This is a genomic window from Pleurocapsa minor HA4230-MV1, assembly GCA_019359095.1.
In the GTDB taxonomy this organism is placed as follows: domain Bacteria; phylum Cyanobacteriota; class Cyanobacteriia; order Cyanobacteriales; family Xenococcaceae; genus Waterburya; species Waterburya minor.
Window position 1 is genome coordinate 173,177 of sequence record JAHHHZ010000025.1, and the last position, 15,462, is coordinate 188,638.

The 15,462-nt window shown below is 41.1% G+C and carries 13 protein-coding genes; 9 read left to right on the top strand and 4 right to left on the bottom strand.

Annotation, left to right across the window (positions count from 1 at the left end; translation table 11 throughout):
• Window positions 1-143: 143 nt before the first annotated feature.
• Window positions 144-1,583 (bottom strand): phosphoglucomutase/phosphomannomutase family protein, encoded by a 1,440-nt coding sequence (locus KME09_17475; protein MBW4535731.1) that lies wholly within the window; start codon window positions 1,581-1,583, stop codon window positions 144-146.
• A gap of 210 nt (window positions 1,584-1,793) precedes the next feature.
• Window positions 1,794-2,153, bottom strand: a complete 360-nt coding sequence (locus KME09_17480) for a hypothetical protein (protein ID MBW4535732.1) — start codon at window positions 2,151-2,153, stop codon at window positions 1,794-1,796.
• Between the two features lie 259 nt (window positions 2,154-2,412).
• Between KME09_17480 and KME09_17485 the strand changes: the two genes are divergently transcribed.
• From KME09_17485 to KME09_17505, 5 genes are all read left to right on the top strand, one after another.
• The gene (locus tag KME09_17485) at window positions 2,413-3,240 is read left to right on the top strand and encodes a photosystem II manganese-stabilizing polypeptide (GenBank protein ID MBW4535733.1); all 828 of its coding nucleotides are present in this window, start codon (window positions 2,413-2,415) and stop codon (window positions 3,238-3,240) included.
• Between the two features lie 233 nt (window positions 3,241-3,473).
• Window positions 3,474-5,831, top strand: a complete 2,358-nt coding sequence (locus KME09_17490) for a heavy metal translocating P-type ATPase (protein ID MBW4535734.1) — start codon at window positions 3,474-3,476, stop codon at window positions 5,829-5,831.
• A 312-nt stretch (window positions 5,832-6,143) separates the two neighbouring features.
• Window positions 6,144-7,634: an ATP-binding protein gene (locus KME09_17495; protein ID MBW4535735.1), complete on the top strand. Its 1,491-nt coding sequence runs from the start codon at window positions 6,144-6,146 to the stop codon at window positions 7,632-7,634.
• Entirely contained in the window at window positions 7,634-8,146 is a 513-nt protein-coding gene (locus tag KME09_17500; protein ID MBW4535736.1) for an HAD-IC family P-type ATPase, read from the top strand. The genes KME09_17495 and KME09_17500 overlap by 1 nt, the downstream gene beginning before the upstream one ends.
• 174 nt (window positions 8,147-8,320) lie before the next feature.
• A complete protein-coding gene (locus KME09_17505; protein MBW4535737.1) occupies window positions 8,321-9,121 on the top strand; it encodes an SAM-dependent chlorinase/fluorinase in 801 nt (266 codons plus the stop codon).
• A 12-nt stretch (window positions 9,122-9,133) separates the two neighbouring features.
• On the opposite strand, the gene KME09_17510 is transcribed toward KME09_17505, so the two are convergent.
• Window positions 9,134-10,078 carry a 4-(cytidine 5'-diphospho)-2-C-methyl-D-erythritol kinase gene (locus KME09_17510; GenBank protein ID MBW4535738.1) on the bottom strand — a complete coding sequence of 315 codons (945 nt, stop codon included), beginning with the start codon at window positions 10,076-10,078 and terminating at the stop codon, window positions 9,134-9,136.
• 88 nt (window positions 10,079-10,166) lie between these two features.
• Window positions 10,167-10,538 carry a phage holin family protein gene (locus KME09_17515; GenBank protein MBW4535739.1) on the bottom strand — a complete coding sequence of 124 codons (372 nt, stop codon included), beginning with the start codon at window positions 10,536-10,538 and terminating at the stop codon, window positions 10,167-10,169.
• Window positions 10,539-10,821: 283 nt separating this feature from the next.
• Here KME09_17515 and KME09_17520 point away from each other — a divergent pair, with 283 nt between their 5' ends.
• The 4 genes from KME09_17520 (at window position 10,822) to KME09_17535 (ending at window position 15,459) form a co-directional block, all read left to right on the top strand.
• On the top strand, window positions 10,822-12,375 hold the full coding sequence (locus KME09_17520) for an iron uptake porin (GenBank protein MBW4535740.1): 1,554 nt from the start codon (window positions 10,822-10,824) through the stop codon (window positions 12,373-12,375).
• Window positions 12,376-12,562: 187 nt separating this feature from the next.
• Window positions 12,563-13,732 carry a glycerate kinase gene (locus KME09_17525; protein ID MBW4535741.1) on the top strand — a complete coding sequence of 390 codons (1,170 nt, stop codon included), beginning with the start codon at window positions 12,563-12,565 and terminating at the stop codon, window positions 13,730-13,732.
• Between the two features lie 30 nt (window positions 13,733-13,762).
• Complete coding sequence (locus KME09_17530; GenBank protein MBW4535742.1) at window positions 13,763-13,957, top strand: hypothetical protein; 195 nt, start codon at window positions 13,763-13,765, stop codon at window positions 13,955-13,957.
• On the top strand, window positions 13,957-15,459 hold the full coding sequence (locus tag KME09_17535) for an anion permease (GenBank protein MBW4535743.1): 1,503 nt from the start codon (window positions 13,957-13,959) through the stop codon (window positions 15,457-15,459). The genes KME09_17530 and KME09_17535 overlap by 1 nt, the downstream gene beginning before the upstream one ends.
• Window positions 15,460-15,462: the final 3 nt, after the last annotated feature.

Consider the following 15,462-nt stretch of genomic DNA (forward strand, 5'->3'; position numbering starts at 1 on the left):
GTGTCCTCGCTTGGTAAAATTTACTGTGAAAATTTGAAAAGCTATCAGCTATCAGCTCTTAGCTCTTAGCTTTTAATTAATCATTACCCATTACCCATTACTTCGACTAATGTGTTTACTCAATTGAAACCTGCTTTAATTAGCTATGAATTTGCCCAATCTTTTGCCCATTCAAGAACCTTGTGTACCTCTGGCATCGTGGTAGCTTGACAATAAAGACGCAATACAGGTTCAGTACCACTAAAGCGAATTAGCAACCAAGTATTGTCATCCATTCTAAACTTGTAACCATCAACATCAAGACAGTCGATTACGGGCATTCCTGCTACTTCTTTGGGAGTCTCGTGTTGCAAACGTGCCAATAACTTAGCGCGGACTTCCATATTAGCTAGGGGGAGATCGATGCGATCGTAGTGTGCGGTAAAATCGGTTTTTTGCTGTAATCGTCTGTAGATTGTGCCTAACTCTTCTCCCGACTGAACTACCGCTTCGAGGACGTATAAAGCGGATAACAGGGCATCACGTTCGGGTATATGGGTACCGTAACCAATACCACCTGATTCCTCCCCGCCGATCATGACTTGGGCCTGAAGCATTCGATCGCCAATATATTTATAGCCTATTGGCGTTTCATACACCGATCGCCCATAGGATTTAGCTAAACGAGGAATTAAATCTGAACCACTGACGGTTTTGACGATCTCCCCTGTAAAGCCTTTGCGTTCTGCTAGATGCTCAATCAAAATAGGAATTAATACTTGCGAACTTAAGAAATTCCCTGCTGCATCAGCCCCAGCAATGCGATCGCTATCTCCATCAAATACTAATCCCACCCGCAGACTATTAGGATAATCTTGCTCTCCTGCTTTGAGCGCCTGGAAAAAATCAGGCAGATATTTCGGGAGGGGTTCGGGTGCGCCACCACCAAATAAAGGATCGCGATCGCTGTTGATTTCTTCTACAGGACACCCTAACAGTCGTTCTAACCCCGTAGCTGCTGCACCGTGCATGACATCTACGTAGACTTTGAGTCGCTCGGCAAGAATGGCATTTTTAATCGCTGCAATATCAACTTTTTGCTGCAACCCCTGACAATAACTTGCCCAGGGGTCAAACATTTCTAGCTTACCTGGCCGATCGGCGGTCGGCAAAGATTGACCCAGTTTTGCTTCGATCTGTTCGGTAATTTCTGGCGGAACAGAGCCACCAAAAGCACTCTTAACTTTTAATCCTAAATATGAGGCAGGGTTATGGGATGCTGTCAAAACAATCGCACCCAAGGCATGATGAGCTTTCGCTGCCCAACTAAAAGCAGGAGTGGGGGCAAAACACTCTGATAACAAAACATCAAATCCCGCTTCTTGAATTACTGTTGCAGTTAATTTAGCAAAATCTTCTGCCATAAAACGGCGATCGTAACCCACAATCACAGTCCGATTATTAGCGATATCTCCGTAGTTATCTGCCAAAACTTGAGCTGCCAGAGGTGCTAGCATGGCAACGCGTTCAAAGGTAAAGTCAGCCGCAATCACTCCACGCCAACCATCTGTACCAAACTTGATGGGATTAACAGTAAAAGACATAGAACTAAAAATTTAGTAACTTTGGAAATAACACCTTCCAGATTAACTGTTTCTCTAGGGTTTGAAAACCAAAAAGTTATCTAAATTGGGATGACAATTACGCGCAAATATAACTGCATGACTGTAAGTTTTGCCTATAGTCGATCTGCTTGATTAAACTAAAGATTAAATAGTTTATGGCTTGCGGTATAAATTTTACGAAGATTTGCTCTAATACTCTTTCGATTCCAGCTGTTGTTCAATATTGCTGTCGCTCATGGTAGAAGTTGGAAATTCGCCAGCCTTTAAATTTTTCAATAAATCTCTTAATCTCATACGTTCAATATAAGGCCAGCCACCTTTTTCTTCTATATCTTTAACAAATTGATATAAATCATTGCGCGTTTGCGGTAAGGCTGATTCAAAATAATTCACCCTAATTTGACGATGAATCTCCTCTAAATCTCGTAGCAATGATAATAAGAAGAGGCTGTCATGCTGATTTTCCTTTGCTAAGGCACAAAGATCTTGAGCTGTGTCCGTTAATAAGCTCACTGAATTGATTGCGTTAATGTCTTGATCTTGAGTCATGTACCCCAAATAAGCCTAAAAATGAACTTTGTCTACATTTATATGAAATTTACACTAATCTTAAACTGATTACAGAACAGTTGTTACCAAATTGAACGGGTTGTTCAACAGAATATTTTTGGGCGATCGGCTGATTATGTAGTCCTTCTTTGGTAGAGTAGATAGCATCTATAAAAATGGCTATTTTACTAAGAACAGCCTATTTGCAGCATCTTTCGCGCTTGATGTTAAATTTAAAATTGACAAAATGAAGTTGATTATGAGAAACCGTTCAATTATTGCTTGTTTCCTAGCATTATGTTTAGGAGTACTAACAGCCTGTAGTAATTCTAGTGATGTCAGTAGAAATGAGCTGACCTATGACGATATTGTCAATACTGGAATTGCCAACACTTGCCTAGAGTTGCCTGATAGTAGCCGTGGCACTATTGCTATAGAATCAGGTAAAAAATATGCTATTCGCGATTTGTGTATAGAACCTAGAGAATATTTCGTTAAAGAAGAACCCGTTAGCAAACGTCAAAAAGCTGAATACATCCAAGGTAAATTATTGACTAGGTATACTTCTAGTCTCGACCAGATCCAAGGAGCTATTGACACTAATTCTGATGGAACTTTAACCTTTACTGAAATTGATGGGATTGATTTCCAGCCTGCTACCGTTTTGTTACCTGGTGGAAAAGAAGTTCCCTTCATGTTTACAATCAAGCAATTCCAAGGAACTACTACAGCCAGTGCAGACAGTATTAATACCTCAACTGACTTTAAAGGTGAATTTGATGTCCCCTCCTATCGTGGACAAGTATTCCTCGATCCTAAAGGGCGTAGCCTTGCTAGTGGTTATGATAATGCTGTAGCTTTGCCTGGATTAGCTGATGATCAACGATTCTCTAACGCTAATGTTAAAGAGTTTGTTTCTCGTAAAGGCAAAATGTCTCTTAATGTCACTAAAATTGATGGTGACACAGGAGAAATTGCTGGAGTATTTGAAAGCGAGCAGCCTTCGGCGACTGACTTAGGTGCAGAAGAACCAGAAGAAGTTAAAGTTCGCGGTATTTTCTATGGCAGAGTTGTCTCTAACGCCTAAGAAATAAATTTAATTTACTCAAAAATATTTAGCTGAGAATAAATAAATTACAAATTGATCTTACGAGGGGCAGATGCCCCTTTTTTTGTCTCGATTTTTTGTCTCGATCGCCTCTTTTAATTACCTAAACTTTTCGGTTGAGTAAAACACCAATGATCGATCGACAATTAAGCCTTTTTACCTACTGATTGATCTAAGATCAAACATAATAGAATTTTTAAGCTACTCGTTTTATGGTTAAGTCTCTTCTACCTCCTTTAGATCGCCAACAGGCAAATATATCTGAGCCTGAAACTAAAACAGTTGCCCTAGATGTGGGGGGGATGAAATGTGCAGGGTGTGTCAAAGCAGTGGAGAGACAGCTTGAGCAAAATTTGGGAGTGGTATCTGCCTGTGTGAACCTAATTACCGAAGTGGCGGTGGTGAAATATCAGGCTGAAAATATTGCCCCAGAAACCTTAGCGGAGAAATTAACTAAAACAGGTTTTCCCAGTAAGTTACGAGCAAGCGATCGCAGTATTTATCAAATCGCTCAATCAAATCAAGCTAAACGAAGGCAGCAAGAGCAAAAGTGGACGCAGCAATTAATTACCGCCACGGTGTTGTTGGTCTTTTCGAGTATTGGTCATCTACATCACTTGGGGTTGCCTACTATACCCCTACTGAGCAATATTTGGATTCACTTTGGTTTGGCGACATTAGCTTTATTAATTCCAGGGCGATCGCTAATAATTGATGGTGGGCGCAGTCTTACTCAAGGAATGCCCAATATGAATACTCTGGTGGGGTTAGGCACGGTTAGCACTTATTTAGCTAGCTGTTTTGCCCTGTTTATACCTAGTTTGGGTTGGGAATGCTTTTTTGATGAGCCAGTCATGTTACTGGGCTTTATTTTGCTGGGGCGTACTTTGGAAGGAAAAGCCCGTAATCGAGCCTCTGCTGCCTTAGAAAAGCTGGTGATGCTACAGCCACCGATTGCTCGTCTGATCGGTAAGCAGGAAAATTCGGAAACGATTGAAATTCCTGTAGAGCAAGTTAAGCCTGGGGAATGGTTGCGAGTATTGCCAGGGGAGAAAATACCTGTAGACGGCACTGTGATTGCAGGAGAAACTACTGTAGATGAATCAATGCTCACGGGGGAATCGGTAGCAGTGGTTAAAACTAGCTCGGATCTGGTGCGGGCAGGTACGATTAATCAGTCTGGAGTAATTACGGTCGAAATAACTGGTATTGGTCAAGATACCGCTTTGGCGAAGATTATTAATTTAGTAGAAACTGCTCAAACGCGCAAAGCACCAGTGCAACAGTTAGCAGATACGATCGCTGGCTATTTTGCCTATGGGGTAATAGCGATCGCTACCCTCACTTTTCTATTTTGGTATTTGATCGGCACAAATATTTGGGATTCAGTCTTAATGAGTTCCACCCAGTCAATGGATATGCCGATGGGGGAAATGATGGCGATTACTTCTCCTCTGTTGCTCAGTTTAAAATTGGCGATCGCTGTTTTGGTCATTGCCTGTCCTTGCGCTTTAGGTTTAGCTACGCCGACGGCTATTTTAGTGGGAACCAGCATCGGTGCGGAATCGGGCATTCTCATTAAAGGTGGTGATGTTTTAGAAAGAGTGCAGCAGCTAAATACTGTGGTGTTTGACAAGACTGGTACTTTAACTATCGGTCAGCCCCAAGTTACTGAATGCATCCCTTTAACTGAGGTTACTGCTCAACAACTACTTCAGATCGCCGCCTCCATTGAAAGTGGTAGCAATCATCCCCTAGCTAAAGCCATTATTACCGCAGCCCAGCTAGAAGATTTAACTTTACTGGAGACTACTGATTTTGTCACAGTTATTGGACAAGGAATGTCGGCGATAGTTGCTGGGGAACAAGCATATTTAGGTAATCAGGAATGGTTACTAAACAACGGGATTGAAATCAATCAACAGCAGGAGTTCAAGGTTCAATCTTTAGCAAAATCGGGCAAAACGGTGATTTATCTGGCAAAAGCAGGTATTTTACAAGGTTTAATCGCCATTGAAGATAGTTTACGTCCTGATGCAGTCGCAACCGTTAAACAATTACAGTCCTTGAACTTAGATACAGTATTGCTCACAGGCGATCGCCCTGAAGTCGCCCAGGCGATCGCCCAAAAACTCCAGATTACCCAAGTTTTCTCCGAAGTCAAACCAGAAGATAAAGCGCGGGTAATTCAGTCTCTTCAGCAAGATCGAATAGTAGCCATGATTGGCGATGGCATTAATGATGCTCCAGCTTTGGCACAGGCAGATGTTGGTATATCTCTTCAGGGTGGAACAGATGTGGCGATCTCTACGGCGGATATTGTCCTGATGCAAAATCGACTGCAAGACGTAATTAAATCGATTGAGATCAGTCGCGCCACGGTGCAGAAAATCAAGCAAAACTTAGCTTGGGCTTTAGCCTACAATGTCTTGACGATTCCGATTGCAGCAGGGGTTTTATTACCTAAATATGGTGTGCTTTTATCACCAGTATGGGCAGCAGCAGCAATGGCATCCAGCTCTTTAATTGTCGTAACTAATTCTCTATTGTTGAAAACGGACATTAGATGAGCGCTTATACTTAAGAGTATTTTACATCAAGAATTTAAGACATATATATCCAAACTTTAGAGGCAGAAAGGCTTGCGCTTCAAACACGGAAAGTAAACTTAAGTTCAAAATTATAGTTTAATCTAGCCTAAACTTAATCGCCAAGTTAGCCGAAGGCATCGCACCAACTGCGTACTATTCTCTCAAAATGCGATCGCTCAGAAACTAAAGATTAAACAAGTTTTCGCTTCTAAAAAAACCAGATTAAGATTAGTCGATTAATCTTAATCTGGTTTTTGAGTATACTAAGGTTAGACATTTAATCTTAGCTCTATGCTTGAAATCGCCAAGGAAGACATCATCTCCCGCCTTCAATTTGATAATCCTTGGTGGGAAACAGGCAGTAAAGAAAAAATAATCTACGAAGATGTACCACGACGCAAATACTTTGAGACTTTCTCTCAAAACATTTTGGAGACAAGTGTGCGTCGGGCGATCGTTTTAATGGGTCCTAGACGGGTTGGCAAAACTGTAATGGTTTATCACACCATCCGTCTACTTCTGGATTCCGGTATTAGCGCAGAAAATATTTTATATCTCTCTCTTGAAACTCCAATTTACACTGGGCTGTCATTAGAGCGAATACTTAGTTACTTTCAAAAATTATTCAATCACAATCGCAACTCAAAGCTATTTGTCTTTTTTGATGAAATCCAATATTTGCGCGAGTGGGAAATTCATCTGAAATCTCTGGTTGACTCATTTCCCAGTTATCGATTTGTTGCCACTGGTTCTGCGGCTGCGGCGTTAAGACTAAAAAGCACTGAGTCCGGTGCTGGTCGATTCAGCGATTATGTCTTGCCACCCCTAACCTTTGCTGAGTATTTAATGTTTATCGGCAAAGAAGATAAATTAATAGAGACAACTATTAATGACGCTGAGGATTTTGGCTATCTATCTGAAAAGCATGAGTTTGTATCTCCAAATATCGATCAATTAAATGAGGAGTTTATTAATTACTTAAACTTTGGTGGATATCCAGAAGCTGTTTTTTCTGAGACAATTCGACAGAATCCTAGCCAATATATTAAAAGCGACATCATTGATAAAGTTTTACTAAGAGATTTGCCAAGCCTTTATGGGATTAGTGATATTCAAGAACTGAATAGACTTTTCACAACCCTAGCGTATAATTCGGGCAACGAAGTAAGTTTAGAAGGATTATCCAAATCCTCTGGTGTGGCTAAAAATACGATCAAACGTTACCTTGAGTATCTTGAGGCAGCATTCTTGATGCGCCGTGTAGAGAGAATTGATCAAAATATCAAGAGGTTTAAGAGAGCTGTATGCTTTAAAGTTTATTTGACTAACCCATCAATGCGAGCTGCGCTATTTGGACAGCTTGAAACAAACTCCAAGGCGATGGGAGCAATGACTGAAACCGCTATCTTTAGTCAATGGCAACACAGTAAAATGATTGAGCTTTACTACGCACGCTGGAAAACAGGCGAGATTGACATTGTTCATTTAGATGCTGCCCATCAAGTGCCTTCTTGGATTGTTGAAGTTAAGTGGAGCGATCGCCCCCATAGTTCACCCTCTGAACTGGACAACTGCATAGAATTTGTGAAAAAGAATCCAGCAGTCTCTCAACCGATTTTGATAACTAGTAAGACTATCAGCGATCATGATTTTTTATACCAGGATGTTCGGTTTGAGTTTATGCCTGCTAGCTTATATGCTTATGCTCTTGGTACTAACACATTTCTAAATATTGATGCCAACGACAAAGAGACGCGTATCAGCTCACTACCACCTGAGTAATAGTTTCATGGTGCAAAGGCATCGCACCAACTGCGTACTATTCTCTCAAAAATGCGATCGCCCAAAAACTCCAGATTACCCAAGTTTTCTCCGAAGTCAAACCAGAAGATAAAGCGCGGGTAATTCAGTCTCTTCAGCAAGATCGAATAGTAGCCATGGTTGGGGATGGCATTAATGATGCTCCAGCCTTAGCACAGGCAGATGTAGGCATATCTCTTCAGGGTGGAACAGATGTGGCGATCGCTACGGCGGATATTGTCCTGATGCAAAATCGACTGCAAGACGTAATTAAATCGATTGAGATAAGTCGCGCCACGGTGCAGAAAATCAAGCAAAACTTAGCTTGGGCTTTAGCCTACAATGTCTTGACGATTCCACTGGCAGCAGGGGTTTTATTACCTAAATACGGCGTGCTTTTATCACCCGTATGGGCAGCAGCAATGGCATCCAGCTCTTTAATTGTCGTGACTAATTCTCTGTTGTTGAAGCAAACGCGAAACAAAAAGCAGTAAAAGGCTTTGTCCTAGCTAAGAGCTAATAGCAATTGGTGACAAGTTAAGAAAATGTACAATCTGTCATTTTTCTATTTATCCTTATCGTATTCAGCGTGGGTCAATTAATTGGTTGAATTTTCTGAAAAAGAATACTATTAAAAAGAAAACCATCGCTATCTCACTAAATCATAGATGTTTATCAATCTCATTGCCGATTACGGTATTGGAGACCCTGCATTCGCTGAAGTTAGCCAACGTCTAAATCATTTGCTGCCGTCTGCTCAAATCTATTGTTTAAGCGTTCCTCCTTTTAGTACCTTGGCAACGGGATTTTGGATTGCTCAACTCGGTTTAAACCCAGGTGCGCCCGAACGTTTAATCTTTCATAACTGCGCTCCTCGACAAGATAACTCCGAAGCTCGACCTAACAATGAAGGAGAGGGATTGACTTACGTTAAACTTCATAATGGGGTTGAGATAGTTGGTGTTTTGGCTGGCTATACTCTCTCATTTATCAAGTCAGAAGCCTTAGAGATCAAAACGATTGAAGTATCTAGAGGTGGTTCTCAGTTCCGCTCTCGCGATGTTTTTCCTCAAGCAGCAGCAGCGATCGCAGGTAAGGACTATAGTTTGTTGGGAGATGAAATCTTACCTTCGCAAATTCCCGACTTGCCTACAGATCGCGTAGCTTGGACTGATGGTTATGGCAATATTAAAACCACCATACCAGCAAGCAGTGTCAATCTACCTCTATCGAGTAAGGTTACAGTTCGCGTGGGTGATGTAGTCAGCGATGCTGTTTATTCTGATGGTAGCTTTCGAGTACCAGAGGGAACTTTAGCTTTTGCTCCTGGTAGTTCTGGCTGGCAAAAGAAAGACGGTCAAAAAGTAACTTGGATAGAACTGTTTTTACGTGGTGGTAATGCCTGGGAGCGTTTCGGAAAACCTAAGATAAATCAGACTGTATCCTACACGAAATTAGATTCACTTTGATTTTTTAAATTGCTATGCCTTAATTTGAATTCCTTGAGTATTCAGTTTGGTGACCCAGAATTGCAATTGCGGATCGGCTATTTGAGTTCTCACCGCTTGTTGAACCGCGATCGCCTGAGCTTCTGATGCACACAAAGCAAACACAGTTGGGCCAGATCCCGACATCATTGTCCCTAAGACATCTTGAGCAGCAAAAGCAGCCTTTAGTTCTGCTACTTGAGGATAGGCAGGTAAAACTATCTTTTCTAAATCATTATGGATTAATTTGCCAATTTCTGAATGTTCGTGATGGGATATTGCCTTAACTAAAGAGCCAGAACTTACTTTGGCGGTACGAGATTTAACTCCTGCTGTATCGGACACATAAGTATCGCTATATTGTTGCCGATAAGTTTTGTATGCCCAAGGAGTTGAGACGCTAAGATTGTCATATTTAGCCAAAACCACCCACATATTCTTTAAAGGCGGGAGATCGTCAAGTTGCTCCCCTCTACCTGTAGCGATCGCTGTCCCACCAGAGACACAAAAAGGAATATCAGAACCCAACTCCGCAGCCAAATCCTGTAATTCTGGTTGAGTTAACCCTAATTTCCACAGTAGATTAATTCCTACCAGTACCGCAGCTGCATTCCCCGAACCGCCAGCCAACCCCGCAGCTACAGGAATATTTTTCTCAATTCTGATACTGACACCACCATAGTTAGCATACATCTGAGAAAAGGTATCACACATCAACTGAGCAGCACGATATGCCAGGTTTGTCTTGTCCGTAGGAACTTGAGGATGATCGCAGTAGATTTTAATATTTTCGGTATCACTAGGTTGAAGATCGATGCGATCTGCCAAGCTAACACTTTGCATAATCATGACTAACTCATGAAAACCGTCAGGGCGATCGCCAATTATTTCTAGGTACAGATTAATCTTCGCTGGCGCAATGAGAGAATAAGATTGCATATCATTAAAGGCACTATTACTTACCTGACCTAATATATAGCGATTATACGCCCTTCAAAATAAATAATAACTAACGGTCATTTGACTTCTAAGGTGTTGGTGCGATAACTCCCACATTCTCAAGAATTTTAAAAATGATTGAGTTGATGACACTTAAAGCAAATGTCCCAATAATCGGACTCCAGATTTTAGAACGCAATCTAAAACCTTCAACTAATAATGCCGCTAGTCCAAAGATAATTATATTTGCTACTAGAGAAGCCAAGCCAAAAGTCAACACGCTAAGTAAACCAAAGGCTGTGAGAATAGGATGTAGAACTGCATTAAGAATGCCAAAAACTAGGGCTGCAATTATACCTTTTTGCAGATTGTCAATCTCAATTCCTAGTGGGAGTTTAGAAATAATTAGCAAACTAATAGTAGTTACTACCAGGGAAACGAGAATAGCGATAATATTCATCAAAGAAAATCCTCTATCTTGATCCCCTGTAGGTTAGAACGAGATTAAAAATTTCTTTTCTTTCGCAATAAATTCTTTATTTTTAGGTAAATTTCTGTGTTCTAAAGTGACAAAAACTGTATTTTTTATTTTCTCCTAATCAATTCTGTAATCGGTAACTAGTATAGATAAAGTTACATAATAGTAATCTGGTAATGATAAGATTGATTTTTGGTGACTTCGGATCAATATTGTTATAGCTGAAACTTTAATGTTTAACGCTTTGAGAAAAGCAACTTGAGGAATGAATCAAATTGGCCAATTAATTATTAAAAATAAACTGGGTATTTTTAAGATTACGTTCTTATTTTTGCATTTTTTTGGGAGTTTGGAAGCATCTTCCGCCGAAGTCACACCTGCGATTAATCGAGAGGATCATAATTTACAACAAGTTACGTCAGTGTCTCAGTTATCTGACGTAAAAAAGAACGATTGGGCATTTCAAGCTTTACAGTCTTTAGTAGAACGCTATGGCTGTATTGAAGGAGATACAAACGGCAATTATCGAGGTAAAAACTTACTGACGCGAGATGAATTTGCTGCTGCTTTAAATTCTTGTCTAAATAATATCGAGCGCTCAACCAATATTTATAGAGAAGATTTAACCATCCTGAGACGGTTGCAAACAGATTTTGCTGGCGAACTAGCCAAACTACAAAGTCGCGTTAATAGTTTAGAAAATCGTACGGCTAAGTTAGAAGAAACTCAGTTTTCGACCACTACTAAATTTAGAGGTGAAGTTTTAGGGCAACTGGGAGATACTTTCAGCGATTTAGATGAAGGTGAAGATAGAAGCCAAACTTATCTTGGCTATCGCGCCCGTCTCAATTTCGAGACTAGTTTTAGTGGCGAAGATCTCTTGCGAACTCGGTTTGAAAGTAAAGACATCCCTGATTTAGGCGAAGTTACAGGGACAGATATGACTCGCTTAGAAACTGATGGCAATACCGATGATGGAGTAGAACTTCAAGTATTTTATCGATTTCCTTGGGGAGAAGACACCGAAATTACCGTTGGCCCTGTAGGGATTGAAACCGATGATATAGGGGAAGTTTTGAACCCATTAGAAGATAGCAGTCAGAGGGCTATTTCTCGTTTTGGATTGAGAGATCCAGCGACATTACGAGGCCCTGAAGGTGCGGGATTGGCCATTCAACACGAATTTAACGATAATTTAGCTGTTAATGTTGGCTATCTAGCCTCAGAAGGTGATTCTGCCGATCCAAGTCCAGGAAGAGGTATATTTAGTGGTTCTTATAGCGCGATCTCTCAATTGTTACTCGAACCAAACGATAATTTAGATTTTGCTCTTACCTATACTCGTATTTACGAACGAACTGATGATGTGGATGTGATGGCTTCTACAGGTAGTGCTAACGCCAATAATCCTTTTGGCGACAATGCGACCTCAAGTAATAATTTTGGCTTGCAGTTTAATTGGCAAACTAGTTCCAAGTTTGAGTTTGGGGGCTGGTTTGGCTATACCAATGCTGCTCAAGAACGAGGTGAAAACAGTGAAGCAACGATTCTCAATGGCGCATTAACCTTCGCTTTTCCCGATTTATTTATCGAAGGTAATTTAGGGGGCTTGATTGTAGGTATTCCTCCCATCGTCACCGACCATGATAATAGCAATTTTATCGATAATTCCACTTCATTGCATTTTGAGGCTATTTATAAAATCTCTGTCAACGACAATATAGCAATTACCCCTGGTGTCTTTGTAATTACTAGTCCTAACCACGAAAACGGAGAACCAATTTGGGTGGGAAATATTAGAACTCGATTCACGTTCTAAAGAGAAGCGATCTCTCATCTATAAGACTAAAGATAGTTTATTGCCTTTTTTCTATAGCATCTACAACCCGCGATGGATGGTCGCTCTATTTCTGGCAATTAGGATTGTACTTAATCCGTTCTTAATACTTTCATCTCAATTTTTTAACATTATTCATCCATTAACAAATAAATTATGGGAGGTAAATTTGGCATTAAACATTCTGATCGCTCCTTCTGGATTTAAAGAAAGTCTTGGTGCCGAAGAAGTAGCGAATTGTATCGCTACAGGCATCCTCAAAGTTTTACCAGATGCTTGCATCCGTAAAGCCCCTTTGGTAGATGGTGGTGAAGGCTTTACTAAAGCTTTAATCGCAGCTACTAACGGTACTTTACATTCTCTTAAAGTAACAGGGCCAGTCGGTCAACCAATCGACTCACACTTTGGTTTATTGGGTGGAACAGATGATAAAACAGCTGTCTTGGAAATGGCAGCAGCAGCAGGGCTACGTCTCGTTCCCTCAGATAGGCGCAATCCACTGACAACGACGACTTACGGTGTTGGCGAATTAATTAAAGCAGCTTTAGATGCTGGGGCGGAACGCATTTTACTTGGCTGTGGCGATTCTGGTACTAACGATGGCGGTGCTGGAATGGCGCAAGCTTTGGGGGTTAAATTACTCGATCGCACTGGCAAACAATTAAATTTGGGCGGTGGAGAATTAATAAATCTCGATCGCATCGATTTCTCTGAACGAGATCCGCGCCTGGAACGAGTACAGATTGATGTAGCTTGTAACTGGCATAACGTCCTATGTGGAGAAAAAGGTGTCGCTAGAGTTTTTGGCCCTCAAAAAGGGGCTTCAAAAGAAACCGTCGAACAATTAGCTTTGGCTTTAGACCATTATGCCGAAATAATCAAACGCGATTTAGGTATAGATGTTAGGGAAATGCCTGGGAGTGGTGCTTCTGGTGGTCTGGGTACAGGTTTGTACACTTTAATTGGCGCTAAATTATATCCGCGCTACGAAATTGTCATGAAGTATCTCGATCTCGATCGCTTGTTGCCAGAGTCCGATTTAGTCATTACTGCTGAAGGCTGTTTGGATTATCAAACCCCCCATGGCAAAATTCCTGCCGAGGTTGCTTCTAGAGCAAAAATATATGACTTGCCTGTAATTGCTTTAGCAGGAAGTCTGGGTAAGGGTGCAGAGGTCAATTGGCAACATGGAATCGATTACTTTACCAGCATTGTCGATCGCCCTTGTCAACTAAGTGAAGCGATCGCCGATGCAGCAACCCTATTGACCAATTCAGCAGAATCTATGGCCCGTTTAATGTTAGTTGGGCAACAAGTCGAATTCAAAAGTCAAAACTAATAAGCAATAAGTAATAAGAGGATTAAAAAAATGGAAAGTATAAACAACGACAATTTAAATTATTTTTTAACGGCAGAAGATTATTTTAATTTAGGCAAATCTGATGCTTGGGCGGGAAAATCCAAGCGTCCACCAGAAGAGACGGTAGAAGGGGCTGAGTTATACGATCTCGGTTACAACGAAGGAAATATCGAATACGCGCCGATTCAAACCGAGAATAGCTAATGAGTAAAGCTTCTACCAGCAAAGAAGCAGATAACAAGGCGAGATTGAGCGAGACTAACATTTGGTCACGCTTTGAAAAACCACAAGCAATTACTACAAGACCACCAAAACGAAAGTTTCGCTGGGTTGTGGATGCTGTATTGCCGATAACGCTATCGCTTCTGGCTGGAATTATTGTTTTATTACCAACTTCATTGCCAACTGAAGGGCGTTTGTCGTTATTTGCTTTTGCAATAGCGATAATTCTTTGGTCTACGACATCGTTGAATGCAGCTTATGTTGCTTTGGCAGCAGTTATTTTACTAATTCTCTCTGGCGGTAGCGACCAAGAAAAACTCTTTGAAGCACTAGAATCAGATGTCATTTGGCTGATGATTGGTGCTTTTATCTTGGGTGGGGCAGTACAGCAAACTGGTTTGGCTGCCCGCTTGACTCAAGTTGTTGTTTCCAAAGCGCATACTGTTGGAAAGGTTTTTTGGTTAATGACAACTATCCTAATTCCCTTAGCTTTTGTCATACCATCTACTTCTGGCAGGGCAGCTGTCGTTATTCCAGTTTTTCGTAGTATAGTCAATGCCACGGGCGATCGCAAAATTACCCGTGCTTTAGCTTTGTTGATGCCTACCGTCATTTTAGTATCGACAATTTCTACTTTAATTGCTGCTAGTTCCCATTTAATCGCGATCGATCTGCTTGATGAAATTGCTGATGTCAACCTTTCCTACACTCAATGGGTAGTTTATGGATTTCCTTTTGGAGTAATTGCCAGCTATCTTTCTTGCTGGGTGGTAATGCACCTGTTTTTGGATAAAAAACGTCGCCAACGCCCACTAGAAATAACCAAACAAAAGCAAAAATCCTTTTCTCGTGCTGAAAAAACAACCTTAGTTGTAGTTATGGTCATGGTGGTACTATGGCTTACGGAAAGCTGGCACGGCTTGGAGATTGCCACCGTCACCGTTATCGGTGCGCTAGTGTTAACTGCCCCAGGCATCGGTGCGATCGCTTGGAAAGATGGATTGAAAGCAGTTTCGTGGAATCTGATTATTTTTGTTGGTGCTGCTTTAGTTTTGGGAGAGGCGTTAATCGAGTCAGATGCAGCCCAATGGATTATCGATCGCCTGTTTGTAGCCAGTGGTATTGTTGGGGCTGATTCTCGCTTATTAATTTTGCTGGTATTGTCTTTAATCTCGCTTACTTCGCATATTTACATGACTTCTCATTCGGCGAGGGCAGTAGCGTTAGTACCAGCATTGTTATATCTAGGGAATAGTTTGCAATTAAATCCAGTCGCCGTTTTATTTATCAGCACAGTGGGGATGGATTATTGTCTTACTTTTCCAGTGAGTTCCAAAGCCTTGTTGATGTTTCAGGAACTAGAAGAAGAAACCTACAAACCATCGGATCTATTGCGTCTGAGTTCAGTACTACTGTTGGTTCATCTGGGATTAATTATTTTGTTTTATTACACTTACTGGAACTGGATCGGCTTGCAATTATAGGCT